The organism is Bradyrhizobium sp. AZCC 1578, from assembly GCF_036924675.1.
In the GTDB taxonomy this organism is placed as follows: domain Bacteria; phylum Pseudomonadota; class Alphaproteobacteria; order Rhizobiales; family Xanthobacteraceae; genus Bradyrhizobium.
On sequence record NZ_JAZHRZ010000001.1, the window covers coordinates 3,842,911 to 3,868,670 of the forward strand.

Below are 25,760 nucleotides of genomic sequence, written 5' to 3' on the forward strand. Positions count from 1 at the left end.
GCGCGGTTGACGCGCCGCTCAGCCAGCAACTGGGGGACATCCGGATGTGCGATTTACCGCGAGCTCAACTCGCATGAAGAAATTTCTGTTTTTCATCGATGAACTCAGCACATGGGTCGGCAAGGCGTTCGCCTGGCTGATTCTCGTCCTCACGCTCGGTGTCAGCTACGAGGTGTTCATGCGCTACGTGCTGCGTGCGCCGACCACCTGGGCGTTCGACATCAGCTACATCACCTATGGCGCGATGTTCCTGATGGCCGGCGCCTATACGCTGTCGCGCAACGGCCATGTGCGCGCCGACGTGGTCTACCGCCTCTGGTCGCCGCGCACGCAGGCGACGATGGATCTCATTCTTTACATTCTGTTCTTCCTGCCGGCGATTGCGGCATTGATGTATTCGGGCTGGAATTATGCCGATATGTCGGTGCGCTTCCGCGAAGTCAGCATCTTCAGTCCGGCCGGCGTGCCGGTGTTTCCGCTGAAAGCGCTGATCCCGATCACCGGCTTCCTTTTGTTTCTGCAGGGGCTCGCTGAAGTGATCCGCTGCGTGCTGTGCATCCGCACCGGCCGATGGCCGCAACGCCTGCACGACGTTGAGGAGACCGAAAGCCTGATCATCCGCGAGCATCAACAGCAGCAGGCAGCAGCGGAGCCAAGCGAGAGGGGGGCGGGCGCATGACCGACCCTCAACTCGGCATGTTGATGCTGGGGCTTTTCATCTTCATCATCATGCTCGGCTTCCCGATCGCCTTCACGCTGATGGCGATGGGCGTCTCGTTCGGCTACTACGCGTACTACACGCCCGGTCAGGAGTTCTTCCAGAACCGCATCTTCACGCTGCTGGTGCAGAAGACGTTCGAGGTCACGTCCAGCGACGTGCTGGTCGCGGTGCCGCTGTTTCTCTTCATGGGCTATCTGGTCGAACGCGCCAATATTCTCGACCGCCTGTTCCACTCGCTGCAATTGTCGATGAAGAACGTGCCCGGCGCGCTCGCGGTGGCCACGCTCATCACCTGCGCAATGTTCGCGACCGCCACCGGGATCGTCGGCGCCGTTGTCACGCTGATGGGCCTGCTGGCATTGCCGGCGATGCTGCGCGCGGGTTACGACACCAAGCTGTCGGCTGGCGTGGTCTGCGCCGGCGGCTGCCTCGGCATCCTGATTCCGCCGAGCATTCTCCTGATCGTCTATGCAGCGACCGCCGGCGTTTCGGCGGTCAAGCTCTATGCGGCCGCATTCTTTCCGGGGTTCTTGCTGGCCTTGTTCTATGTCCTCTACGCGATGGCGCGGGCGATCATCAATCCCGCGCTGGCGCCGAAGCTGCCGCCCGAGCAGACCAATGTGCCTCTCAGCACGGTGATCTGGGCGCTCGCCACGTCATTCCTGCCGCTGGCGCTCCTCATCGTCGCCGTGCTCGGCGCCATCCTGTTCGGCTTGGCGACGCCGTCCGAAGCGGCGGCGGTAGGCGCTCTCATGAGCATCGTTCTGGCAGCGGCCTATCGCTCGCTCAACTACACGATGATGCGCGAGTCGGTGTATCTGACCGTGCGCGCGACCGCGATGGTCTGCTACCTGTTCATCGGCTCATGGACGTTCTCCGCGGTATTTGCCGTCCTTGGCGGACAGTCGGTGGTCGAGCAATTCTTCACCTCGCTGAATCTGTCACCGGTGCAGTTCCTGCTGCTGACCCAGATCATCATCTTCCTGCTCGGCTGGCCGCTGGAATGGACCGAGATCATCATCATCTTCGTGCCGATCTTCCTGCCGCTACTTCCCCAGTATGGCATCGATCCAATCTTCTTCGGCATCCTGGTCGCATTGAACACACAGACTGCGTTCAATACGCCGCCCGTCGCGATGGCCGCCTTCTATTTGAAGGGCGTGGCGCCGCCGCAAGTGAAGCTCACCGACATCTTCTCCGGCGCGCTTCCCTTTGTCGGCCTGGTCTTCCTCACCATGGCGCTCGTCTACATCTTCCCGGAAATTGCGTTGTGGCTGCCCAGCTATCTCTATGGATCGCGGTGAGCCGGCCCGGTAAAGCGCTGAAAGGATGCGCATGAGCCTCAATGCGCTCGGGCTTGCGGAAGCGGCGGCCGGCATCCGCGACGGCCGGCTCAGCTCAGCGGAGCTTGTCGCCGACTGTTTGAAACGCATCGACGAGGCCGATCGCGACATCGAGGCGTGGGCATTCCTCGATCGCGACTACGCGATGCGGCAGGCCGAGGCCGCCGACGACCATCGCAAGCAGGGCAAGGCCACAGGCCCGCTGCATGGCGTGCCGCTGGGCATCAAGGACATCTTCGATACCGGCGACATGCCGACGGAGTTCGGATCCAGCCTGTGGGCCGGACGCACGCCGCGCCGCGACGCGACGGCGGTGGCGCGCCTGCGGGCCGCAGGGGCCGTGATCCTCGGCAAGACGGTGACGACCGAGTATGCCTATTTCAATCCCGGCAAGACCCGAAATCCGCACAACCCGGCTCACACGCCGGGCGGATCGTCGTCGGGCTCCGCCGCGGCGGTTGCGGCGCTGATGGTGCCGGGCGCCATCGGCTCGCAGACCAACGGGTCCGTGATCCGCCCTGCTGCCTTCTGCGGGGTGGTTGGCTTCAAGCCGACACACGGTCTCATTCCACGGAGTGGCGCGCTACTGCTATCGCGGGCACTCGATCATGTCGGCGTGTTTGCGCGATCGGTCGACGACGCAGCACTGCTGGCACAGACGCTTGCGGGTTTCGACGAGGAAGATCCGGATACGCGCCCTCTTGCCCCTCCCCGCTTTGTCGAAATGGCGGCAAGCGAGCCGCCATTTCCGCCGCGGTTCGCCTTCGTGCGCTCGCCCGCGTGGAAGCATGTCGAGCAGGTGACGACGGAGGCGTTTGCCGAATTGGTGGAAGTGCTGGGCGAGCAAGTTTCCGAGGTCGAGATCGGCCCGAGTTTCGACCGCGCTGTCGACATGCACCGCACCGTCATGGAAGTGGAGATGGCGCACAACCTGCATCGCGATTTCGAGCAGGGCGGCGAATCCCTAAGCCAGGTACTGCGCGCGCTGATCGAGCGCGGGCGCCAGGTTCCGGCCGTCGACTACACACGCGCCTTGGCCGGCAGCGCGCCGCTCAACGCGACGCTCGACGGCGTGTTTGGCGAATACGACGCGATTCTGACCCCGTCTGCACCGGGCCCGGCGCCGCGCGGCCTCGACAGTACCGGCAACCCCGTGTTCTGCTCGATGTGGACCTATCTCGGCACGCCGGCGGTGACGCTGCCGCTGCTGCAATCGGACAGCGGCCTGCCCATTGGCGTTCAGTTGATTGGGCGCCGCGGCAACGATGCGCGGCTCCTGCGGACGGCCAACTGGCTAGTCAAAACTCTCGGAAAAGGCGGCCGCGACAGAGCCGCGCCTGCCAAAACCGGTGCCAAGACCCGTGCTAAGACCAGTGCGCGTCGCGCGAAAACAAGGAGCGACAGATGACGAATTTGATCACCGGACTGATCGGCCTCGCCGGTGTCTGCGCTTTTCTCGGCATCCTGCTCTGGTGGATCAAGGCAGTGCCGCTGATCATCATCTGCGTGTTGGTGATGGCGCTGCTGATCTACGATTTCTACCAATCGCTGCGCGCCAACGGAAACGGAGCGGGATAGATCGCGGCCGCCCGGCGCCTTCTACTGCCCGGCGCCCGCTAGCTTCCGCTGGCAGGCCTTGCTGATCCGTGAGCGGTTCTGCTTCAGGCAGGCCAGAATGACCTGATCACCATCCTGCATCTGCGCCCGGCAATACCGCGAGACGTCGCGCGCGCACTCGTCATGCCCCTCTCTTTTTTGTGTTTGTGCCGACACGCTTGAGGCCATCAGGATCAGCGGAATGACGAAAAGGATCTTGGTCATTTGTTATGCCTTCGTAGCCGGGAAACGCGATCAGCGCGCTCTATAGCGTTTTCTGGCGAGGTTGGAACCGGTCCGCGTCAGGAAAACGCGTCAAACAGGAATCCAGCGCGCCAGAATCCCGGCCGCACGCATTTGTGAACGGTGAAATGCCTCGTTCGCGTTGTGAACGCCGCAAAACGAAAAACGCCTGCGTCGCATCGCCGCAAGCGTTCCCGGAAGCCGGAGGGCCGACTATTGCGCGGCGAGCTTGCCCTTCTTCGCCGCGAGATCGCGATCCATCACGGTGCGGCAGCCCGCGCTCAGGTCGGCGCGATGCTTGATCATGCAGGCGGTGATTTTCGGAATATTCGGGATTTCCGAGCTGCAGAGGCGGAATGCGTCGCCGGTGCACATCTGCTGCTGCTCAGAGGTGAAGGCGAAGCTCGCGGTCGACGAAGCAGCGGCGAACGAGGCGGTCAAGGCCAGCACTAGACTGACCTTGCGAACGGCATTGAAGAACACTGCGGTCATTGTCGGCTCCTGTTGGCTCGGCAGGCGAGCCCGTTGTTGATGGCAGGAGCATGCGCTCGGAACCGCGGGGCGACTGTGACTGACCTCACTCGCGCATAACACCCTCATTTCCTTGTCCTAACCGGCGCTTGTTCGCGAGACGTTAAGACATTGTTGGCATTAATGGCCCGTTGCGTGTGTGTACCCCGAGTATGTGGAAAGAGTAGCGATGCGTAATGCGTTGGGCCTGATGCTGGCCAGTGTAGTGACGGCGCTGGTGATCACCGGCGTTTGGTTCTGGACCTCCTCGCCGCGGGCCGACGCGGTTGCACCCCAAACCGTTGCCGCCCGTGCGGCCGAGCCGGCGCCCGCCGCAGCCAGGCCCGCACTGAGGGACGACGTCGAGACCACGGGCTCGCTCTCGAAGCCGACCCCTGCCCCCGCGCCCATTCCCGCAGCCCAGCCGATGCGATCGGCCTGCGCCAATCCCGACGCACTCGGCGTCAGCCGCACCGTCGTGATCGACACCACCGGCGGCCCCGGCTTCGGCTTCCTGCAATACAAGCAGTTCGACTTCCTGACTGAGAAGGAGGTCGTGCTGACCTTCGACGACGGCCCGTGGCCGACCACGCCCGCTGTGCTCAAGGCGCTATCGGATGAATGCACCAAGGCCCTGTTCTTCCCGGTCGGCAAGCACACGACTTATCATCCCGAGATTCTCAAGCAGGTCGCGACCGCCGGCCACACCATCGGCTCGCATACCTGGTCGCACGCCCATCTCGACGGCAAGAAGCTGACCGAGCCGCAGGTGAGAGAGGAGATCGAGAAGGGCTTTAGCGCCGTGAAGATGGCGCTGGGAACGGCACCCGCGCCGTTCTTCCGCTTCCCGGGGCTCGCGCACACGCAGGCCGCGCTCGGCTATCTCGCCTCGCGCAACATCTCGATGTTTTCAGTTGATGTCGATTCCAACGACTTCAAATCGTCGGGTCCGGACCAGGTGATCCAGAACGTCATGACCAAGCTCGACAAGCAGGGCAAGGGCGTCATCCTGATGCACGATCTGCAGAAAAATACCGCACTGGCTTTGCCGACGCTGCTGCGCCGCCTCAAAGCCGGCGGCTACAAGGTCGTGCAGATGAAGGCCAAGGAGCAGCTCGAAACCCTGCCCGAATACGACGCGATGCTGGTGAAGGACCAGAAAATGCCTGCGGTCGCCAGCCGCCCGATCAGCAGCGTGGTGCAGACGGTTTCGCAGTAAGCCGATAGGCTCAAGCGTCACGCAAAACGCGCCCCTCGGAGTAATCCCGAGGGGCGCGTTTTGCTTTGGCAGTGTTTACCAGTAGATCCCGTGGCGATGCAGCTCGCGGACGATGCGCGCTTCGATCCAGTGGTGCCTGCGGCGCGGCTTCATGTTTCTCGACATGAACGCCGTTCTCCGGGCAACGGGCCTCCCGCGCTCGGCTCTCGACCGCTCAGCGGCCGGCTGTTGAACCTTTGCCGCCACCTTGGGTGCCTCGGCCTTCGATGTCTCAGCCTTCGGAGTCTCGGCCTTGGGCTCGATCGCCGGCCGCTCGACATATTTCGGCGGTTCCGGCGGCTGCGGGACTTCAGCGGTTTTCGGTGCATCGACGGCCTTCGCGGACGCCCGCTCGATGCCACCCAGCGACAAGCTCCGATCCCCAGCCTGAGCAGCAGCGGACGCCAGAACGAATCCTGCGATGAGAATGAGCTTACGCATGTCGGTGTCTCCCCTTGAGGTCGAGGCGGAGACTAGGCCGGACAGGCGGTGCTTTATGTGAGACAGGTCACGCAACGGAGTTGTGAGCGTGCCTGACGAGTTCTGAGAATTTCGGAAAAGCGTGGTGCCGCAAACAGGACTCGAACCTGTGACCCCGTCATTACGAATGACGTGCTCTACCAACTGAGCTATTGCGGCGGACCGAAGCGGCGTCCGGGCGTTAGCCGCGAACGCCCGCACCTGATATCGGGGAGCGCCCCGATTGGCAAGAAAAACGCTAGGCCTCCGAAACGCTAGCTGCCGCCCCAACGTGACAAAAATCCCCGCCAGCCGCCGGCCTGGGCCTTGGGCGGGGCGAGTTGTTCCGCGAATTCGTCCGCCGGGCCGTCCTCGTCGATACCAGGGTCGTCCGGGGCTCGAATGAGGGGGATTACGGCGGGAATCGAGGCCGGAACCGTCTTTGGAATATCCTGCCGCGAACGGAACAGCGGGGCCGGCTGGCTTGGTACCGGTTCGGCCGGCTTGGGCGGGGCTGGCTCCGGCGTCGGAAGAATGGTGGCTGCTTCGGGGCGGGGAGCCTCGGCGGGAGGCACTTCGGCGGCAGCCGCGGGTGGCGGCACATTGTCCTGCGCGGCCGGTGCCGCGGGCGTTTCGGGCGTAACCGGGGCGGCGGGCTCGGCGGGCTGCTCGTCCACGGCCTCGGGCGGTGCAATCACCACGGCACGGCGCGGCGTTGCCAACATGGCTTCCTCGAACGGGGAGGATTCGATCGTGCTCGCCTTGTCGGACGGCAGCGCCGCGACCGGCGTCTGCCACTGGAAGGCATCGAGCCGCCCGGTGACGGGGGAGACCGGCCGCCAGCGATCACTGACATAGCCGTCCGCGGTCCAGGCCGGATCGTGCAGCGCGCGCACCGCGCGCAAGGTCCACGCGCGCGCACGGCCACTATCGCCGTGCTCGGTGCGCTCGATCTCGGCCATCAACAGCGCGACCCGCTGCGTCGGCTGAGCGATGAAGGGCGCCAGCGCCTCGCGTGCCTTGGTAAACTCAGACGCATCGATCGCAGCGCGCGCGATCGCCAGCGCGCCCTCGATGTGACCAGGCACTTTCGCTGCCAGCGTCTCCACCCGCACCAGCCGTTGCCGCGCGGAATCCCCCAACTTCACATGGGCATAGGCATCGGCCAGATCCGGATGCGGCTGCGCCAGCCACGCCGTCTCGACAAGCCGCATCGAGCGCCGCACCTGGTGCGCTTCGCTCTCGAACTTGCTCGCCAGCACCGCGGCGGGCACCAGCGTCGGCGCCAGCTTGACCGCTTCCATCACGCTCTCGCGCGCCAGGTCGCGATCGACCTTTTCCAGTTCGAGCGCGCGCGCGGTCAGCAGCACGCCACGCTGCCGGCGATAGGTCGCCTTGTCGATCAGCCCGGCCGATTGATTGTTGTCGAGGATCTTTAGCGCGCCGCCCCAGTCGCCCTTGGCGCAGCAGAAGCCGAGCACGGCGTGCGATGCCCATGACGACGACGGCGACAGCTTTAGTGCTTCCTCGGCGAGCATGACGGCGGCGACGGGATCGTCGGCGCGCTGCGCCTCGATGAACAGGCCGCGCAAGCCCAACAGCCGCGTGTCTTCACGCTCGGCCATGGCGCGGAAGGCGCGCTGCGCGCCCTCGCGGTCGCCGTCGAGCTGCGCCGATTGCGCGTGCAGCAGCAGGGCCAGCGGATCATGCGCCGCATGCTTTCGCGCAGCGTCCGCGTGGATGCGGGCAGCCGTGGAATCGCCATGGCCGATCGCGAGCAGGCCTTGCGTGATCGCATGCCGGCCGCGGGCCTGACGACGTTCGCGCCGATTGCGGCGGATCCGTTGCGGTGTGCGCCACAGGCCGCGCAGGGTCGCCCACAGCATCATCGCCGCGACGATGACGATGCCGAGCGCCAGCATGAACACCGGCAGCGTGGTCTGTGCGCGATAGCCGCCCCACGACAACACGACATCGCCGGTCTGCTCGGCAATCCAGGCCGCGCCCGCTGCACCGAGCGCGATCAACAGCAGAAACAGAATGATCCGGACCATTGAAATCCTTATTGCGCCGGTTTGGCGAGCACAGCCATGGCCTCAGTCGCAAATTGACGGGATGCGGCCAGCGCGGCGTCGCGCGCATCGGCCGACGCAAGCCATGATTGCGCCGCGGCGCGATCGGCTGGCTCCAGCGTCTTCAATTCTTGCCGCGCCTCATTGAAATCGTTGCGCAGCGCAGCCGCCGTGATACGCGCCACCACAGCGCCGCGGTCCGTGCCGGCGGTATCGGTGCGCTCGATCTTGACCAGTTTGGCAGCGCCCGCCTGCAAACGATCGACGATGCCGGTGCCGGTGGTGGCGGCGCTCTGTTGGGCCGGCAACAGTTTTGGCACCAGCGCCAACAGTTCCGTGCTCAGCTTGCCGGCGTGCGGCACGCCCTTCTCGGCAAATTCATCGAGCGGCTTCAGCGCTTCGGGATTTGGTGCCAGCGCCTTGGCTGCGGCGAGCGCCGTCGGATAGGGATCGCCGATTCTGACCAGCACATCGAGCAGCGCTGCCGATACCACACGGCGCAGCGGCATATCATCCGCAGGTTTGGCGTCGGCTGTCGTGTCGGCAAGCTTGCTGCCTTGTTGCGCGATCTCGGCGCTCTGCGCCCGCATCTGGCTCTCGACCTTGGCGATGCGTTCGGCGAAAGCGGCGAGATCAGGCGACACGGTGCCGTCGCCGCGCGGCGCCGACTTCACCTCGTTGATGGCAGATGCCAGCTTCTCACTTTGCGTACGCGCCGTGGCGAGTTCCCCGCGCAGCGTCGCGACCGATTTTTCAAGTGCGTCAGTGCGCGCGGCCGCGGCGGGATCGGCCACCGGTTTGCCCACCTTGGATTCGAGGCCGGCGATTTGCGCGGTCAAACCGTCGATGGCGGCGGCGTTGAGCTGTGCGGTCTGCGATACGGAGGCCGGCTGAATCGCGGGCCAGCCCAGCATCCAGCCGACGCCGATCACCAGCGCCGCCGCGACCGCGCCGGAAACCGGCGCGACGACCCAGGGCGACACGGGCCGGGACGGCGGCTCCGCAACCCGTGACTCCTCAACTGGAGCCTCCTCAACCGGCGCTTGGGCGACCTCGGGCGCGGGTTCAGCCTCAGGCTCGGATGGCGCCTCGCCAGCACTCTTGGTCTCGCTCGATACTTCGGAGGCATCGAGATCGATGGTCGGCGGCTCACGCTTCGGCCGCCCCGATTCGGGCAACGATCCAGTGTCTTCGGGCCTGTTATCGACCATCACGCGGTTCCCTTAAGGTGGTTAGATGCCGGAACTTAGCAGAATCGAGACGTCTTAGAGCATGATCCGGCCGTGGCGGCACCGGTTTTCCGATAAGACCATGCTCAGACTTAAAGATTAGGACCCGATCGGGCCTGCAACGCCCGGTCCAGCGCCTCGAACAGGGCGTTTTCATCCGGTGAAACCGCCGTCGTGACCTGGGTCGCGCCGGCGTCCCGCAACACCGCGGCGACGCCTGCCGAAATGCAGCACTGCGGCAGCGCCAATGCCGAGATTTCGACGCCGCCGAAGCGCGCCGCCTCCAGAAACGCACGCGCGCTACGCCGCGAGTAATGCAGCACGGCCTCGACCTCATGCGCCAAGAAAGCGTCAGATATCTCCCGCGGCAGGCTGGGCACGGGCACCATCCGGTAGGTGGTATGCGTCACCACCGTAAAACCCTTCTCCCCGAGTTCGCCGGCAAGGTCGCGCGCGAGGTCGGCGCCGGCAAGGTACAGGATCGGGCTCGTCTTCTTCAGTTGCCTCGATTTCGCGTTCGCCAGCACCAGATCGCGTAACGCGCCGGCGTCGCCCCTGGAGGCGATCACGTCGCCAAACCCCGCATCGCGGGCCGCCGCCGCGGTATTTTCTCCGACCGCGAACAACGGCAGTTTGAGAAGCCGGCTGTCGGCAAGATGGGGCGCGATGGCGCGCAGCGCGTTGGCGCTGGTGACGATGACGGCGCCATAGGCCGCGTCCGCATCGTCTTGGAACGGCACCGGCTCGAACCGCAGCATCGGCGCGCGCAGCACATCGAACCCCCGCGCGTGGAGGGCCTTCGCCGTCATCTCATCATCCGGACTTGGTCGCGTCACGAGAACGGCCATATTTCAGATCTCCGCCAAACCGGTTTCAGGCACGCGCAGGCGATTGCACGTTGTGACCTCGTAATGCTACCCGGTTACGGAAGCGTTGTTTTTGGCGATAGCGCAAGGGCTAAACAAGGGTTCAAATTGGACAACGACAAGCCGATGCTGGTGCTGGGTATCGAGACCACCTGCGATGAAACCGCAGCCGCCGTGGTCGAGCGCCAGCGCGACGGAAGCGGAAAGATTCTATCCAATATCGTGCGCTCGCAGACCTCAGAACACGCCCGTTTCGGCGGCGTGGTGCCGGAGATCGCGGCGCGCGCCCATGTCGACCTGCTCGACGGGATCGTCGGCCAGGCCATGGAGGACGCCAATGTCGGCTTCGCGCAATTGTCGGCGGTAGCGGCCGCTGCAGGCCCCGGCCTGATCGGCGGCGTGATTGTCGGACTCACCACCGCCAAGGCCATTGCGATGGTGCATGACACGCCGCTGATTGCGGTCAATCATCTCGAAGCGCACGCGCTGACGCCGCGGCTCACTTGCGCGCTCGTCTTTCCCTATTGCCTGTTTCTCGCCTCCGGCGGTCACACCCAGATCGTCGCCGTGGTCGGTGTCGGCAAATATGTCCGGCTCGGCACCACCGTCGACGACGCGATGGGGGAAGCCTTCGACAAGGTCGCAAAGATGTTGTCGCTGCCCTATCCGGGCGGCCCTGAGGTCGAGCGCGCGGCGGGAAGTGGCGACGCCAAACGTTTCGCCTTTCCGCGGCCGATGCTCGGCCGGCCGGATGCGAATTTCTCGCTGTCGGGATTGAAGACGGCGGTTCGCAATGAGGCCAACCGCCTGGCGCCGCTGGAGCCGCAGGACGTCAGCGACCTCTGCGCCAGTTTTCAGGCCGCGGTGCTGGAATCGACCGCAGATCGGCTGAGCGTCGGCTTGCGACTGTTTCATGAGCAATTCGGCCCGCCCCGCGCGTTGGTCGCCGCCGGTGGCGTCGCCGCCAATCATGCCATTCGCGGGGCGCTGCAGGATGTGGCCTCGAAGGCGCAGACCACGCTGATCATTCCGCCGCCTGCGCTCTGCACCGATAACGGCGCCATGATCGCCTGGGCCGGCGCGGAGCGGATGGCGCTGGGATTGACCGATACGATGGATGCGCCGCCGCGCGCGCGCTGGCTGCTCGACGCCAACGCAACCGCACCGGCCGGCTTCGCCAACACCCGCGCAGGATTCTGACATGGCGTCCTTCAATTCCGTCGCGGTAATCGGCGGTGGCGCCTATGGCACCGCGCTCGCCTGCGCCGCGGTGCGCACCGGCCGCAAGGTCGTGCTCTATGCGCGAAGCGCCGAAAGCGCCGCGCAGATGCAGACGACGCGAAACAATCCAAAACTACCCGGCGTGAGCCTCGACAGCAGCATCGGCGTCACGGCCGACATCGCTGCCGCGGCGCGCGCGGACGTCGTCCTGCTTGCGACGCCTGCGCAAAGCTTGCGCGAAGCCGCGGCGACGCTAGCGCCGCACCTCAAGCCAAAGACACCCGTCGTCGCCTGTGCCAAGGGTATCGAGCGCGGCACCCACCGGTTCATGACCGAGATCATTGCCGAGACCATACCGGAAGCAATCCCGGCGATCCTGTCGGGACCGAACTTCGCCGACGACGTCGCGCGAGGCCTTCCGACCGCCGTGACGCTTGCGGCAAGGGACGAAAAGCTGGCGAGCCGTCTGGTGCAGGCGCTGGGCTCATCAACCTTCCGGCCCTATCACACCACGGATGTTCGCGGCGTCGAGATCGGCGGCGCGGCCAAGAACGTGCTGGCGATCGCAGCCGGGATCGTCGTCGGCCGTCAGCTCGGCGCCTCGGCGCTGGCCGCACTGACCACGCGCGGCTTCAGCGAACTCGCGCGGCTCGGCCGCGCCTGCGGCGCGCGCAGCGAAACGCTGGCGGGCCTGTCGGGTCTCGGCGATCTGATCCTGAGCTGCTCCAGTCCGCAGTCTCGCAATTTGGCATTCGGCGTCGCGCTCGGGCGCGGCGAGCCGCCGAACCGCGACAAGCTCGCCGAAGGCGAATTCACCGCGCCGGTCTTGATCGAACTGGCGGCTTCGCAGAACGTCGATATGCCGGTATCAAATGCGGTCGCGGCGATCCTCGGCGGCAAGGTGACGATCGACGCGGCGATCGAGGGCCTGCTGACGCGGCCGTTCAAGGCGGAGGAATGACGATGGCGTACTGGCTGGTGAAATCTGAACCGTCGGCCTGGTCATGGGACCAGCAGGTCGCAAAGGGAGCAAAGGGCGAAGCCTGGACTGGCGTGCGCAATTTTACCGCACGGCAGAATCTGGTGAACATGAAGAAGGGCGACAAAGCCTTCTTCTACCATTCCAACGAGGGCAAGGAGATCGTCGGCATCGCGGAGGTCATCAAGGAAGCCTATCCCGATCCGACCGACAAGACCGGCAAATTCGTCTGCGTCGACATCAAGGCCGACAAGCCGTTGAAGACCCCGGTGACGATGGCCGCGATCAAGGCTGACAAGAAGCTCGCCGGCATGGCGCTGGTGAAATATTCGCGGCTGTCGGTGCAGCCGGTCACGGCGGAAGAGTGGAAGCTGGTCTGCAAGATGGGCGGGATGTAGCGCGCGTCACTGCGTAGGACCGCCATTGAGTAGGGTGGGCAAAGCCACCGGGTCGCGCGAATGCGCGCCCGATGACAGGCTCCGCCCACCATTCAGTATCCCGATGTCGATAGACGGTGGGCACGCTTCGCTTTGCCCACCCTACGGCTTCTACGAGAGCTACGGTTTACGCCGCAGCCGCCGCCGTCACCACCTGCGCCAGCAGCGCTTCGCGTTTCGCTTGCGTTCGGTAGCCCTTCATCGTCGCGGCAAAGCGCTCGAGGATGCCGTCTTCGAACGCGGTGACGATGGTGTCGTGGACGTAGCTCTTGCGGCAGATCGCCGGCGTGTTCGAGAGTTCGTCGGCCGCCGCGCGCACGGCTTCGAGCACCTGCTTCTTGCGGCCGCGCTCACTTGCTGCGGGTGTAATCCGCGACAGCGATTCCAGCACCACGGCCGATGCCATCAGCGTGCGGAAATCCTTCAGCGAAATCTTGATACCGGCGATCTCGCGCAGAAACGCATTCACGGCCGTGGTCGAGGCGGCGCGCACGACGCCAGACCTGTCGCGGTACTGGAACATGCGCTTGCCCGGCACGGTGCGCAGGATGCCGATCGCGCGCACCAGCTTGGCGGCGTCGCATTCCTTGCGCACGGCCTTGCCGCCCTTGGCCTTGAAGGTCAGGACCAGGCAATCGTCCTCCAGCGTGACGTTCGATTTCAACAGCGTGGTGGCGCCGCGGGTGCCGTTGAGGCGGGCATAGGATTCATTGCCCGGACGGATGGCGGTGCGCGCGATCAACTCGATCACGGCCGAGAGTGCGAACTCCCGCGTCGGCTCCTCGCCCGACAGATACGCAGAGACCTTCCGCCGGATCTTGGGCAGCGCCGCGACCAGTTTGGCCAGGCGGTGCGCCTTGCGGTGCTCGCGAACCTTTTCCCAATCAGCGTGGTAGCGATACTGCAACCGGCCAGCGGCATCGAAGCCGACCGCCTGCAGATGCGAGTTCGGATCGGCCGAATAGCGAACGTCGCGATAGGCCGGCGGCACCGCCATCGAATGCAGGCGCCGGATCGTTCCGGCGTGGCGGATCTGCGTGCCATTGGCGCGAATGAATGAATAACTTTTTCCGCGCTTGATGCGGCGGATGGTCAGGCCGTTTTGATCGCCGAGTTTGAGGCCAAGTTCCTGTGCCAGTGCTTCGACGGAGGCGATGATGTGCGGCTTTGCCGCGGACGATTTGGACGGTTCCTTTGGCAGTTGCCCGAGCGCTTCGGCCAATGCAACGGCAGGATCGGCGGAAACGGGCCGCGTAGCCTCGAAATTCTGCTGATCCATCATATGCGTTGTCGCCCTACTCCGCCTGTTTCGCCGGTAATGCCGTTTGTTATGGCTTGTTCCGGGAGGCCGCCGGCCCCGGGGAGGCCATTTAGGGGGTAACGAACCACTTTGCGAGTCCCGATTCCGTCATTGACGGTTATTAGATACCGGCCATGGGAGCCATTCCGCCGATAACGTTGATTTGCCCTGAGCGGGACCCGCGAAAATGACCTGACTTTGATCCGCGACAAGGCCGGAAACCGGCTGGCCGACCAAGGTCGCACACGTTCCGCCTTGTCCGGGCATCGTCCCGCGACGCATAATCGCTGCAACAATCAGGGACGACTTGTGGCCGCCGAGCATCCGGCCGCAATGAGTGGGAGGGTAACATGTCCGAGAAGATCTACGACGTATCCGCCGATTGGGCCAAACGCGCCTATGTCGATGACGCCAAGTACCGCGAAATGTACGCCCGCTCGGTCTCGGACCCCAATGGTTTCTGGGCCGAACAGGCCAAGCGCATCGACTGGATGAAGCCCTTCCACAAGGTCGAAAACGCCTCCTTCGCCCCCGGCAACATCTCGATCAAATGGTTCGAGGATGGCGTCCTGAACGCCGCCTGGAACTGCATCGACCGGCATCTCGACAAGCGCGGCGATCAGACCGCCATTATCTGGGAGGGCGACGATCCCTCGCAGTCCAAGCATATCACCTATCGCCAGTTGCACGACGAAGTCTGCAAGATGGCCAACATCCTGCGCACGCGGAACGTCAAGAAGGGCGACCGCGTCACCATCTATCTGCCGATGATCCCGGAAGCGGCCTATGCAATGCTGGCCTGCGCGCGGATCGGCGCCATTCATTCCGTGGTGTTCGCCGGCTTCTCACCGGACAGCCTCGCCCAGCGCATTACCGACTGCCAGTCCAAGGTCATCATCACCGCCGACGAGGGACTGCGCGGCGGCAAGAAGGTGCCGCTGAAGGCCAATGTCGACGCCGCGATCGAGAAAGCGGGTGGCGTCGATTGGGTCGTCGTCGTGAGACACACTGGCGCTGCCGTCGACATGAATCCAACGCGCGATTTCTGGCACCACGAAGTGGCCAAGCTGGTGACGACGGAATGCCCGTGCGAGCACATGCACGCGGAAGACCCGCTGTTCATCCTCTACACATCGGGCTCCACCGGTCAGCCGAAGGGCGTGCTGCACACCACGGGCGGCTATCTCGTATACGCGTCGATGACGCATCAATACGTGTTCGACTACCACGACGGCGACATCTTCTGGTGCACCGCCGACGTCGGCTGGGTCACCGGCCACAGCTACATCGTCTATGGGCCGCTGGCGAACGGCGCCACCACGCTGATGTTCGAGGGCGTGCCGAATTACCCTGACACCTCCAGGTTCTGGAACGTCATCGACAAGCACAAGGTCAACATCTTCTACACCGCACCGACCGCGATCCGCGCGCTGATGCAGGGCGGTGACGAGCCGGTGAAAAAGACTTCGCGCAAGAGCCTGCGGCTGCTCGGCACCGTTGGCGAGCCGATCAATCCGGAAGCCTGGGAATGGTATTATCGCGTGGTCGGCGACGGCCGCTGTCCGATCGTCGACACCTGGTGGCAGACCGAGACCGGCGGCATCCTGATCACGCCGCTGCCGGGCGCCACAAAACTCAAGCCGGGTTCGGCGACGCGGCCGTTCTTCGGCGTGGTGCCTGAGATCGTCGATGCCGACGGCAAGGTGCTCGAGGGCGAAGCCACGGGCAATCTCTGCCTCATCAAGTCCTGGCCCGGGATGATGCGCACGGTCTATGGCGACCACGCCCGTTTTGAGCAGACCTATTTCTCGACCTACAAGGGCAAGTATTTCACCGGCGACGGCTGCCGCAGGGATGCCGACGGCTATTACTGGATCACCGGCCGCGTCGACGACGTCATCAACGTCTCCGGCCACCGCATGGGCACCGCCGAGGTCGAAAGCTCGCTGGTGGCGCATGCCAAGGTGTCGGAAGCGGCTGTGGTCGGCTATCCCCACGACATCAAGGGCCAGGGCATTTACGCCTATGTGACGTTGATGGCCGGTACCGAGCCGACCGAGGAGCTGCGGAAAGAGCTGGTCGCCTGGGTGCGCAAGGACATCGGCCCGATCGCGTCCCCCGACCAGATCCAGTTCGCACCGGGCCTGCCGAAAACCCGCTCCGGCAAGATCATGCGCCGCATCCTGCGCAAGATCGCCGAGGATGAGCCCTCCAGTCTCGGCGACACTTCGACGCTCGCCGACCCCGCCGTGGTCGATGACCTCGTGAAGAACCGGCAGAACAAGAAGTCGGCGCCGGCGTAGAACGACGCTATAGCAAGCCTCTCGTCCCGGGACCCCCGGGACGAGGCGAGTGCCGAATTTTGCGGCAGTCCCATCGCTCACGCGTTTGTCAGTGGCGAGCCCGCCTCACGGGACTCTTCGCCGCTGCGTGTTGTTTTACGGTCATTTACTTTATTTCGAACATTCCCTTTGTTCCCTCCATCGAAAACAATCTCGAAGGCTGGCGTTGAAACCAGCCGGTCAGTTCGTGCGACTAAACTGAAAACGGATGGACAAGACAGCGGGCCGTCAAGGCTTGAAAGGACATTTTGAGGGCCCCTGAGAGGGCGGGCAGAGCGGAGCTGGGGAATGTCAAAAAGGATTGCGGTGGCGTTGGCCGCCACCTTGGCTGCGGGCACTATGATGTCTTCGCAGGCACAAGCGAGGCCGGAGCTGGTCGATGTCAGCGGCGAATACGCGCCGGGCACGATCGTGGTGAAGACCGGCGAGCGACGTCTCTATCTCATTCTCGAATCCGGCCGCGCCATGCGCTATCCGGTCGGCGTCGGCAAGGCCGGCAAGCAATGGTCGGGCACCACAAAGATCGACGGCAAGTATCTCAACCCGGCCTGGTCGCCCCCGAGCGAAGTCAGGCGCGACAAGCCTTATATGCCCGACGTGATTCCCGGCGGCTCGCCGCGCAACCCGATGGGCGTCGCGGCAATGACGCTGGCCGGCGGGGAGTATGCCATTCACGGCACCAACGTGCCGGGCTCGGTCGGCGGCTTCGTGTCCTACGGTTGTATCCGCATGCTCAACGACGACATCTCCGACCTCTATCAACGCGTGCCGGTCGGAACCACCGTGACCGTCACGCGCTGATCGTCCCACATCATTTTCACCTGAAAAAGCTGCGCCCCGGCGCAGCTTTTTGTTTCGGTAGTTTCGCAGAACGCGGTTTCTGCGGAACTCCCCCTGTAGTTGTACGGGGTTTAGTTTTTACGTTTGGTTTAGTTGTATGTCGCCTACTGCTTCAACTGCAAGGGGAGCGGCGCGCCATGGGACGGTTCAAGTTTCGTATCGGTACAAAGCTGGGTCTGACGGCCGGCATCGGCGTCATTTTGGTGGGCGGCATCCTGACCAACCAGATGCTCGGCCACCGGTCGATTGTGGAATCCAACCGCCTGGTCATCATCAACTACCTCAACAAAGGCAATGCGCAGGCGACGCAGACGGCGATGGCGCGCGCGCAGCTCGCCGCTCTCGAGATCGGCTCCGCGCCGTCAGTTGCAGAGGTTGACAAGTTCCTCGAGATTCTCCGCACCCACGCAACTGAAGCCGGGACCGAAATCAACGCCGCAATGGAACGGGCGACGCGGAAGGTCACACAGGATGCCTACCGGGAGACCAAGAGATTCGCGGATGCCTATCTGGCCAGTGCCGTCGAGCTGGCGACGGCGCAAAAGGCCGTCATCGGCGCTGCCGCCGGCGACGCCAAGGCCGCGGCCGAAACGGCGAAGGCGAGCATTCTCACAGAGCGTATGCGCCCGGCGGCCCAGGAAGTCAGCAAACGCATTGACGACTTGGTGGGCGTCGCCAACGAATTCGCGGCACGACGCAGAGGCGAGCTGCTGGCGGAACTGGATCGTGTCGCCAACTTCGCGTTCATCGTCGGCGCATTCGTCATGGTGATGTTGATCGCCTCCGCGGTTTTTTCGGTGTTGAGCATCGCCCGACCGATCCGGCGTATCGGCGACGTGCTCATGCAACTCGCCGGCGGTAATAAGGCCGTCGAGATTCCCTACACGGCCCGCGGCGACGAAGTCGGTGACAACGCCCGCGCGGCCCACACCTTCAAGGACAACCTGCTCCGCATCGAACAGATGGAAGCCGAGCGGAAAGATCAGGAAGCCGCTGCGGCCGCACGACGCAAGTCGGAAATGATCAAGCTTGCCGACGCTTTCGAGTCCGCCGTCGGCGGCATCGTCAGCACGGTATCGTCGGCATCCCAGCAGCTCGAGGCCGCCGCCGGCACGCTGTCGGGCACCGCTGAGCAGACGCAGCAGCTCTCCGGCATGGTCGCCGCGGCTTCCGAGGAGGCTTCCACCAATGTCGGCGCGGTGGCTTCCGCCGCCGAGGAAATGAGCACGTCGGTTGTCGAGATCAGCCGGCAGGTCCACGATTCCAGCCGCATTGCGAACGAGGCCGTGAGGCAGGCGGAGCAGACCGACCTGCGCATCAATGAACTGCTGAAGGCAGCGGGCCGGATCGGCGACGTCGTCAAGCTCATCACCGCGATCGCCGAACAGACCAACCTGTTGGCGCTGAATGCTACCATCGAGGCTGCGCGCGCCGGCGAATCCGGCCGCGGCTTCGCCGTGGTGGCGAGCGAGGTGAAGGCACTGGCGGCTCAGACGGCCAAGGCCACCGACGAGATCGGCGCACAGATCATGGGCATGCAGGCGGCGACCGAAGACTCGGTCAGCGCGATCAAGGAGATCGGCGCCACCATCGCCAGGATTTCGGACATCTCGACGACCATCGCTGCAACCATCGAGGAGCAGGGTGCCGCAACGGCCGAGATCGCCCGCAACGTAAGCGAAGCAGCCAAGGGCACCGCCGAGGTCGCGGAGAGGATCACCCAGGTCAACTCCGGCGCGAGTTCCACCGGTTCGGCCTCGGCCCAGGTACTGGCATCGGCGCGCTCACTGTCCAGCGAAAGCGGTCTCTTGAGGGCGGAGGTCGAGAAGTTCCTCAACACTGTGCGCGCCGCCTGAGCCGCCAACAAGGCAGCGAGCACACGTTCGGTGCTCGCTCGATATACGCAGCACGCCCCGGGATTGTACGGGTTTGACCAGCACCGTCGAACAACTATAGGTTGGCTGAGAAGCCACAAGCAACCTCGCTTGCGGAACCTGCCTCAGTGAGCCTCCCGACATGAACATCCACGCGACCTCAGCCGATTCGCTCGAACGAATCGCCGATCTGGTTCGGCAGCAGCACAGTTCCCTCGACACCATGCTGCTTTCGCCAGTTGGCGAATTCCAGACCAGGACCGTCGCGCTCGAAACCTTGATGCGCGAAGTGACGGAGTGCCTTGCCGAGAACTTCCGGCATCGCCCGGCGCAAGACTTCCCGATGCTTTATTTCGCATGCGGCAAGGCCCGGGTCGGATCGACAGCTCTGAGCAACCTGTTCGGCATGATCGGGATGCCTTCATACTATCAGCCGCTCAAGGCGATCCTGCGCGATGCGCTCGTCGGCCAGTCGCTGACGCCCTGGATCGTGCCGTCGGCGACCGATGAGCCTGACATCTTCAGCAAGGAGACGATCGGGCCCTACGTGCTCGCCGAGAGCCTGTTCAATCCGCTGCAGCTCTTGATCGAGGCGGGCTATCCGCAGGCCCGGCTGCACCTCATCATGCTCGATCGCGAGCCGGCGAGTGCGCTGGCGTCATGGATCGAGAAGCTGATCTCTCGCGCGCCGGAAAGTACGTTGCTACAGCATTATGTCATCGCCGCGCTGAGCGCGGTTCGGGTGGAAAGCTACGCCAAGCGACAGGGCGTTCCGGTCACTCACTACGTTTACGAGGTGAGCAAGGAGGCCATATCGTCGGTCCGTGTCCTGTTCGACCGCCTTGGCCTTTCGAGCAGCTTTACCGAAAATGCCGTGACGTCGTGGCGGGAGCCGGGACAAGCGCAGGTGAACAACGCGCGCGTCATCTTCCCGAGCGAAGCGACGATTTACAAGGTGCCCAATCTACACACCTCCGATAGCGCCTATCGCTACCAGTGCCGCGCAACGGCCTCGCTGAGCGAAGCCCAACTGGACATCCTGGAGCGGTGCGGGGTCAATGATGCCTATCGCGCCTCGGTTGCGGCGTGTGTTCGGGATCTTGGCCTGAGTGCGGCCACGTCGGAGCGCTTGTTCGGCGATTGGTTCGCCGCGGCCGCGTGATCGCCATGCTGGACATTCGCACGATCGCCGAGCCAGCCCTCCCTGGAAGGGCTGGCAAGCAGCCCCGCACCGCCACCAGCCATCTGCAGCGCCTGGAGTCCGAAAGCATCCACATCATACGCGAGGTGGCGGCCGGATTCCGTAAACCCGTGATGCTCTATTCCGTCGGCAAGGACTCCTCGGTGCTCTTGCACCTGGCGATGAAGGCGTTCTATCCCGGCAAGCCGCCGTTTCCGCTGCTGCATGTCGATACGACCTGGAAGTTTCGCGAGATGATCGCGTTTCGCGATCAGCGCGCAAGCGAGCTTGGGCTCGATCTGATCGTCCATGTCAACGCCGACGGTCTGAGGCAGGGCATCGGCCCGTTCAGCCACGGCTCGGCGCTTCATACCGACGTGATGAAGACGCAGGCGCTGCGGCAGGCGCTGGAAGCCGGCGGCTTCGATGCCGCGATCGGCGGTGCGCGCCGTGACGAGGAGAAATCGCGCGCCAAGGAGCGCATCTTCTCGCATCGAAGCGCCACGCACCGCTGGGACCCGAAGCAGCAGCGGCCGGAGCTGTGGAGCCTGTACAACACCATGCTCGCGCCCGGCGAGAGCATGCGGGTGTTTCCGCTGTCGAACTGGACCGAGCTCGACGTCTGGGAATACATCCTGATCGAGAACATCCCGATCGTGCCCTTGTACTTTGCCGCGCGGCGGCCGGTGGTCGAGCGCGACGGCGCGCTGATCATGGTCGACGACGAGCGGATGCCGCTGCGCGCTGGCGAGCAGCCGATGTGGCGCTCGGTGAGATTTCGCACGCTCGGCTGCTATCCCCTGACCGGCGCAATGCCGTCGACGGCGGCCAACCTGCCGGAGATCGTCCATGAGATGATGATTTCGCGAACGTCCGAACGGCAAGGACGCGTCATCGACCGCGACTCGACCGCGTCGATGGAACGGAAAAAAGCGGAGGGCTATTTCTGATGTCTTATCACGAGGCGCCCGCGGTAGCCGTTCTCGACGCGTTGCAGCTCGGGCAGGATGACCGGCCGACGCTGCGCTTCGTCACCTGCGGCAGCGTCGACGATGGCAAGAGCACACTGGTCGGCCGCCTGCTCTACGATTCGAAGACGCTGCTCGACGACCAACTGGCGGCGCTCGCCTCCGAGAGCAAGGTCGCCGGCACCACCGGCGGCGATCTCGACTTTGCGCTTTTGGTCGACGGCCTGCAGGCGGAGCGCGAGCAGGGCATCACGATCGACGTCGCCTACCGTTTCTTCGCCACCCAGCGCCGCCGCTTCGTCGTCGCCGACACGCCGGGCCACGCCCAGTATACCCGGAACATGGCGACCGGAGCGTCCGCTGCCGATCTCGCGGTGGTGCTGATCGACGCGCGCAAGGGCGTGATCACGCAGACCCGCCGCCACAGCCATATCCTCGCGTTGCTCGGCGTGCGCCACGTCGTGCTGGCCGTCAACAAGATGGATCTGGTCGGTTTCGATGCCGATCGTTTTGCGGCGATCGCCGCCGACTATCAAACGCTCGCGACCCGCCTCGGCATTCCGCAGGTTCAATGCATTCCCGTCGTGGCGCGCGACGGCGACAACATCTTCGCCGCGAGTACGCGGATGCCCTGGCACGACGGGCCGACGGTGATGGCGCATCTGGAGACGGTCGACGTGACCGGCGACATCGCAGAGCGACCGTTCCGGCTTCCGGTGCAATGGGTGAACCGGCCGAATGCGGAGTTTCGCGGCTTCAGCGGGCGAATCGCCAGCGGCACGGTGCGCATAGGCGACGCGATCAGCGTGCGGCCGTCCGGCCATCTCACCCATGTCGCCGGCATCATCACCGCCGCCGGCGAGCAGGACCACGCCACAGCCGGCCAATCGGTAACCCTCACGCTGACTGAGGAGATCGATGTCAGCCGCGGCGACGTGCTGACCGCGGGCGCCGCGCCGCTGGTATCGGATCAACTGGCCGCGCATCTCGCCTGGTTCGACGGCGACGCCATGCTGCCGGGCCGCCGCTACGTGCTCAAATGCAGCACCGCCTCGACCGGCGCGGTCATCTCGACGCTAAAGCACCGCGTCGCGATCGACACCATGGAGCATCAGGCCGCCACCACGCTCGCCGCCAACGAGATCGGCTACGTCAATCTTAGCCTCGACCGTCCGCTGGTCTGCGAGGCCTATCGCGAGGATCGCGAGCTCGGCAGCTTCATTCTGATCGACCCGATCAGCCACCGCACGGCGGCGGCAGGCATGATCGATTTCTCGCTGCGTCGCGCCACCAATATCCGCCGGCAGGCGCTCGACGTCGACAAATCCGTGCGCGCCCGTCTCAAGCAGCAGCGGCCCTGCGTGCTCTGGTTCACCGGCCTGAGCGGCGCCGGCAAGTCGACCATTGCCAATCTCGTCGATCGCCGCCTTGCCGAACTCGGGCGCCATGCCGCGCTGCTCGACGGCGACAATCTTCGTTACGGCATCAACCGCGACCTCGGCTTCACCAGCGAGGCGCGGGTCGAGAACATCCGCCGCGTCGCCGAGATCGCGGCGCTGTTCGTCGATGCCGGCCTGATCGCGCTGGTCTCGCTGATCTCCCCGTTCCGCGGCGATCGCGAAACGGCGCGGCGCCGGCTCGACGACGGCGAGTTCATCGAGATTCATGTCGCGACATCGCTGTCCGAATGCGAGCGCCGCGATTCCAAGGGACTCTATGCCCGGGCGCGCGCCGGCGAGTTGCCGAACTTCACCGGCATCGACCAGGCCTACGAGACGCCGCTTGCACCGGAAATCACCATCGACACGTCGGAGATGTCGGCCGAAGCGGCCTGCGAGCGCATCATCGCTTACTTGCGGGAACGTCGTTACCTGTAGCGGTCGCGCACCATCCGTTGCGGTGACCGCCGCCATAGCCGCGCGCATGACCTGCCGCGAGCATGGCCGCCGAAACGTTCCCGGTGCGCCGGGTCGCGGCCTCCGCCACGACCCTGCCGCTATATTTGTCCGGTCCAATGTTGAAGATCGTGACGCCGCCTTCGCCGAGCAGCGCGCGCAGGGCACCGGTCGCGGCCTCCGCCATCTGCAATTCCCCAGGGCACGATGCCTTCAATTCGGGCGCGTCGATGCCGCGCAGGCGTATGCGCGTGGTCGGCTCAACGCCGGGCGACAAATGCACCCGCGCCTCAAACGTGTCGCCATCGATGGTCCGGATGACATCGACGGGATGGCGCACGTCAGGACTTCCAGCGCGCTTCCAGACCATCTCGGCATCACGCGCCGCCTGGCTGTCGGCGAAGTCAGGCAACGACCGGCGTACCCAGTCCCGCACCGGCAGCGTCGTCGCCGCCGCGACGCAAAGCACGAACATCCACGGCAAGGCCGCCGCAAACCAGCGGCGCCGCGGACCCCGGCGCGAGGTCCGGTAAGCATTTATCTTCTCGTACGGAGGCATATTCCCGACTAAGGGCTGAGTCGGGCCGTCCGGCAAGAGCCGGTGCCGTCAAAAATCCGAAGCGATCCCTTTGCGCTCCCAATCGCCGTAGCGGGTCGGTTCCAGGCCCTTCGGACCCTGGAATTCCTTCTGCAGCGGCATGGCGCTGGCGTCAGTGGCCTTGCGGCGCGCTTCGGCCTCGGCGAGCGCGCGCTCGGCTGCGGGCGTCAGCTTCTTTCGTTCCGCAACCGGCGCGGGGGATGAATAATTGTCGGCCATCGCAACTCTCCCATAGCACGGGATGAGCGCACAGATGACATCACAATCGAGAAATTGTCTGTGGCGATTCTTACATTTGGCATATTCGCATGCCAAATGAGCGTTTCATTTCATTGGCATGAGCCGAAACCTTTCCGCCTTCCGAGACATTCCTGCTTCATGCCCCCTTCAAGATTCGCAGTACCTTCAGAAGTGCCAGGCCTCGCGGCGCGGCGGATCGCGGCTGATATTCTCGACGGCGTGCTGCACAAGCATCGCACCCTCGACGACCAGCTCGACGGCGCGGGCGCCCATCCCGGACTGAAGGCGCTCGCCGATCGCGACCGCGCGTTGATGCGGCGGCTGGTGGCGACGATCCTGCGGCGGCTCGGCACGCTCGGCCATTTGCTGTCGCGCCTGCTCGATCGCGGCATTCCGACGGATGCGCCGCGGGCACAGAGCGCGCTTCTGATCGGCGCGGCGCAGATTCTCTGGATGGACGTGCCGGATCACGCCGCCGTCGATCTTTCGGTGCGGCTGGTGCAATCGGACCGCCGCGCCGCAAAGTATGCCGGCCTCGTCAACGCCGTGCTGCGCCGCTGCGCGCGCGAGGGACAGCCGCTGATCGAAGAAGTCAAGTCGCAGACGCTTGATGTTCCGCCGTGGCTGTTGACGCGCTGGATCGGCGCCTATGGCGAGACCACCGCGCGCGAGATGGCGCGCGCCATCGGCCACGAGCCGTCCCTCGACATCACCGTGAAGACGGACGCCGCGCAATGGGCGAGCCGCCTGCATGGCGAAGCCTTGCCGACCGGAACCGTGCGCACGCTGCTGCAGGGTTCGGTGACCATGCTGCCCGGTTTCTCCGAGGGACAGTGGTGGGTGCAGGACGCCGCCGCCGCACTGCCGGCGCGGCTGTTCGGCGATGTCGTCGGCAAGAGCATCGTCGATCTCTGCGCCGCGCCCGGCGGCAAGACCGCGCAGCTCGCGCACGCTGGCGCGCGCGTCACCGCGGTCGATCGCTCGCCGGCGCGCATGGCACGGCTGCGCGACAATCTGGCCCGGCTTTCGCTGCAGGCCGATGACGTGGTGACCGATGCAGCCGAATGGCAAGGCAGCGGCAATGGCGGTTACGACGGCGTGCTGGTGGATGCGCCCTGCACCTCCACCGGCACCATCCGCCGACACCCCGATGTCGCCTGGCTGCGTCAGGAAGCCGACATTGCGGCGCTGTCCGCGCTACAGAAACGGTTGCTGCAAAAGGCGGTCGCCCTGCTCAAGCCGGGCGGAATGCTGGTCTATTGTACCTGTTCGCTGGAGCCCGAGGAAGGCGAACAGGCGGTCGCGTCCCTGCTCGCTACCGAACCGGGCATGCGCCGTGTCCCGGTCGAGGCGGACGAGGTCGCAGGCCTCAGCGAGATCGTGACCGCAAGCGGTGATTTACGCACCCTTCCCTGCCATTTGCCCCATGACGACCCCCGGCTCGGCGGGCTGGATGGATTTTACGCAGCGCGGCTGGTTAAAACCTGATTTTAGACCGGAATCACCCTGCCTTCGGGTGATTCGTCGATTTTCAAGATGGTGTCTTACCGGCGTTTCCGGATTAAAAGGATTCGCCAGAATACCCCTCC

General features: G+C 64.7%; 24 protein-coding genes and 1 tRNA gene. 15 read left to right on the top strand and 10 right to left on the bottom strand.

The features are described 5' to 3' along the window. Positions 1-73 precede the first annotated feature (73 nt). The 4 genes from V1290_RS18265 to V1290_RS18280 are packed head-to-tail and all read left to right on the top strand — an operon-like array spanning position 74 to position 3,642. Positions 74-679: a TRAP transporter small permease subunit gene (locus V1290_RS18265; RefSeq protein WP_334365692.1), complete on the top strand. Its 606-nt coding sequence runs from the start codon at positions 74-76 to the stop codon at positions 677-679. Further along, positions 676-2,025, top strand: coding sequence for a TRAP transporter large permease (locus V1290_RS18270; RefSeq protein WP_334365693.1), 1,350 nt, complete (start codon positions 676-678; stop codon positions 2,023-2,025). Before V1290_RS18265 ends, V1290_RS18270 begins: the two co-directional genes overlap by 4 nt. Positions 2,026-2,056: 31 nt before the next feature. Then, a complete protein-coding gene (locus tag V1290_RS18275; RefSeq protein WP_334365694.1) occupies positions 2,057-3,472 on the top strand; it encodes an amidase in 1,416 nt (471 codons plus the stop codon). Then, complete coding sequence (locus tag V1290_RS18280; protein ID WP_334365695.1) at positions 3,469-3,642, top strand: hypothetical protein; 174 nt, start codon at positions 3,469-3,471, stop codon at positions 3,640-3,642. The genes V1290_RS18275 and V1290_RS18280 overlap by 4 nt, the downstream gene beginning before the upstream one ends. Before the next feature lie 21 nt (positions 3,643-3,663). On the opposite strand, the gene V1290_RS18285 is transcribed toward V1290_RS18280, so the two are convergent. After that, complete coding sequence (locus V1290_RS18285) at positions 3,664-3,885, bottom strand: hypothetical protein (RefSeq protein ID WP_334365696.1); 222 nt, start codon at positions 3,883-3,885, stop codon at positions 3,664-3,666. A 231-nt stretch (positions 3,886-4,116) separates the two neighbouring features. After that, positions 4,117-4,395, bottom strand: coding sequence for a hypothetical protein (locus V1290_RS18290; protein WP_334365697.1), 279 nt, complete (start codon positions 4,393-4,395; stop codon positions 4,117-4,119). Between the two features lie 208 nt (positions 4,396-4,603). Between V1290_RS18290 and V1290_RS18295 the strand changes: the two genes are divergently transcribed. After that, positions 4,604-5,632 carry a polysaccharide deacetylase family protein gene (locus V1290_RS18295; protein ID WP_334365698.1) on the top strand — a complete coding sequence of 343 codons (1,029 nt, stop codon included), beginning with the start codon at positions 4,604-4,606 and terminating at the stop codon, positions 5,630-5,632. 75 nt (positions 5,633-5,707) lie between these two features. Here V1290_RS18295 and V1290_RS18300 read toward each other — a convergent pair whose 3' ends face one another. From V1290_RS18300 to V1290_RS18320, 5 genes are all read right to left on the bottom strand, one after another. Beyond that, positions 5,708-6,112 carry a hypothetical protein gene (locus V1290_RS18300; protein ID WP_334365699.1) on the bottom strand — a complete coding sequence of 135 codons (405 nt, stop codon included), beginning with the start codon at positions 6,110-6,112 and terminating at the stop codon, positions 5,708-5,710. 122 nt (positions 6,113-6,234) lie between these two features. Continuing rightward, positions 6,235-6,310 (bottom strand) — tRNA-Thr (locus V1290_RS18305). Between the two features lie 95 nt (positions 6,311-6,405). Then, complete coding sequence (locus V1290_RS18310) at positions 6,406-8,184, bottom strand: heme biosynthesis protein HemY (protein WP_334365700.1); 1,779 nt, start codon at positions 8,182-8,184, stop codon at positions 6,406-6,408. Positions 8,185-8,192: 8 nt separating this feature from the next. After that, positions 8,193-9,413, bottom strand: coding sequence for a COG4223 family protein (locus V1290_RS18315; RefSeq protein WP_334365701.1), 1,221 nt, complete (start codon positions 9,411-9,413; stop codon positions 8,193-8,195). Between the two features lie 110 nt (positions 9,414-9,523). Continuing rightward, on the bottom strand, positions 9,524-10,279 hold the full coding sequence (locus tag V1290_RS18320; RefSeq protein ID WP_334365702.1) for a uroporphyrinogen-III synthase: 756 nt from the start codon (positions 10,277-10,279) through the stop codon (positions 9,524-9,526). Positions 10,280-10,423: 144 nt separating this feature from the next. Between V1290_RS18320 and tsaD the strand changes: the two genes are divergently transcribed. From tsaD to V1290_RS18335, 3 genes are read left to right on the top strand one after another with little or no spacing between them, the layout of a single operon-like run. Next, positions 10,424-11,497, top strand: coding sequence for a tRNA (adenosine(37)-N6)-threonylcarbamoyltransferase complex transferase subunit TsaD (gene tsaD / locus V1290_RS18325; protein WP_334369082.1), 1,074 nt, complete (start codon positions 10,424-10,426; stop codon positions 11,495-11,497). Between the two features lies 1 nt (position 11,498). Next, positions 11,499-12,479 carry an NAD(P)H-dependent glycerol-3-phosphate dehydrogenase gene (locus V1290_RS18330; RefSeq protein WP_334365703.1) on the top strand — a complete coding sequence of 327 codons (981 nt, stop codon included), beginning with the start codon at positions 11,499-11,501 and terminating at the stop codon, positions 12,477-12,479. 2 nt (positions 12,480-12,481) lie between these two features. Beyond that, positions 12,482-12,895: an EVE domain-containing protein gene (locus V1290_RS18335; protein WP_334365704.1), complete on the top strand. Its 414-nt coding sequence runs from the start codon at positions 12,482-12,484 to the stop codon at positions 12,893-12,895. 166 nt (positions 12,896-13,061) lie between these two features. Here V1290_RS18335 and V1290_RS18340 read toward each other — a convergent pair whose 3' ends face one another. Then, the gene (locus tag V1290_RS18340) at positions 13,062-14,216 is read right to left on the bottom strand and encodes a DNA topoisomerase IB (RefSeq protein ID WP_334365705.1); all 1,155 of its coding nucleotides are present in this window, start codon (positions 14,214-14,216) and stop codon (positions 13,062-13,064) included. 368 nt (positions 14,217-14,584) lie between these two features. On the opposite strand from V1290_RS18340, the gene acs reads away from it, so the two are divergent. The 6 genes from acs to cysC all read left to right on the top strand — a co-directional run bounded on the left by acs (position 14,585) and on the right by cysC (position 23,315). Continuing rightward, positions 14,585-16,537 carry an acetate--CoA ligase gene (gene acs / locus V1290_RS18345; protein ID WP_334365706.1) on the top strand — a complete coding sequence of 651 codons (1,953 nt, stop codon included), beginning with the start codon at positions 14,585-14,587 and terminating at the stop codon, positions 16,535-16,537. 327 nt (positions 16,538-16,864) lie between these two features. Beyond that, a complete protein-coding gene (locus V1290_RS18350; RefSeq protein ID WP_334365707.1) occupies positions 16,865-17,377 on the top strand; it encodes a L,D-transpeptidase in 513 nt (170 codons plus the stop codon). Between the two features lie 176 nt (positions 17,378-17,553). Then, entirely contained in the window at positions 17,554-19,272 is a 1,719-nt protein-coding gene (locus tag V1290_RS18355; protein ID WP_334365708.1) for a methyl-accepting chemotaxis protein, read from the top strand. Positions 19,273-19,432: 160 nt separating this feature from the next. Continuing rightward, positions 19,433-20,452 (top strand): sulfotransferase family protein, encoded by a 1,020-nt coding sequence (locus V1290_RS18360; protein WP_334365709.1) that lies wholly within the window; start codon positions 19,433-19,435, stop codon positions 20,450-20,452. 5 nt (positions 20,453-20,457) lie between these two features. Further along, on the top strand, positions 20,458-21,420 hold the full coding sequence (cysD, locus tag V1290_RS18365) for a sulfate adenylyltransferase subunit CysD (RefSeq protein WP_334365710.1): 963 nt from the start codon (positions 20,458-20,460) through the stop codon (positions 21,418-21,420). Beyond that, positions 21,420-23,315 carry an adenylyl-sulfate kinase gene (cysC, locus tag V1290_RS18370; protein ID WP_334365711.1) on the top strand — a complete coding sequence of 632 codons (1,896 nt, stop codon included), beginning with the start codon at positions 21,420-21,422 and terminating at the stop codon, positions 23,313-23,315. Before cysD ends, cysC begins: the two co-directional genes overlap by 1 nt. Here cysC and V1290_RS18375 read toward each other — a convergent pair. Both V1290_RS18375 and V1290_RS18380 read right to left on the bottom strand, forming a co-directional pair. Beyond that, complete coding sequence (locus V1290_RS18375; protein ID WP_442894996.1) at positions 23,281-23,892, bottom strand: thermonuclease family protein; 612 nt, start codon at positions 23,890-23,892, stop codon at positions 23,281-23,283. The genes cysC and V1290_RS18375 overlap by 35 nt on opposite strands. Before the next feature lie 48 nt (positions 23,893-23,940). After that, positions 23,941-24,150 carry a DUF1674 domain-containing protein gene (locus tag V1290_RS18380; RefSeq protein ID WP_334365712.1) on the bottom strand — a complete coding sequence of 70 codons (210 nt, stop codon included), beginning with the start codon at positions 24,148-24,150 and terminating at the stop codon, positions 23,941-23,943. Positions 24,151-24,309: 159 nt separating this feature from the next. Here V1290_RS18380 and V1290_RS18385 point away from each other — a divergent pair, with 159 nt between their 5' ends. Then, entirely contained in the window at positions 24,310-25,659 is a 1,350-nt protein-coding gene (locus tag V1290_RS18385) for an RsmB/NOP family class I SAM-dependent RNA methyltransferase (protein WP_334365713.1), read from the top strand. Positions 25,660-25,760: the final 101 nt, after the last annotated feature.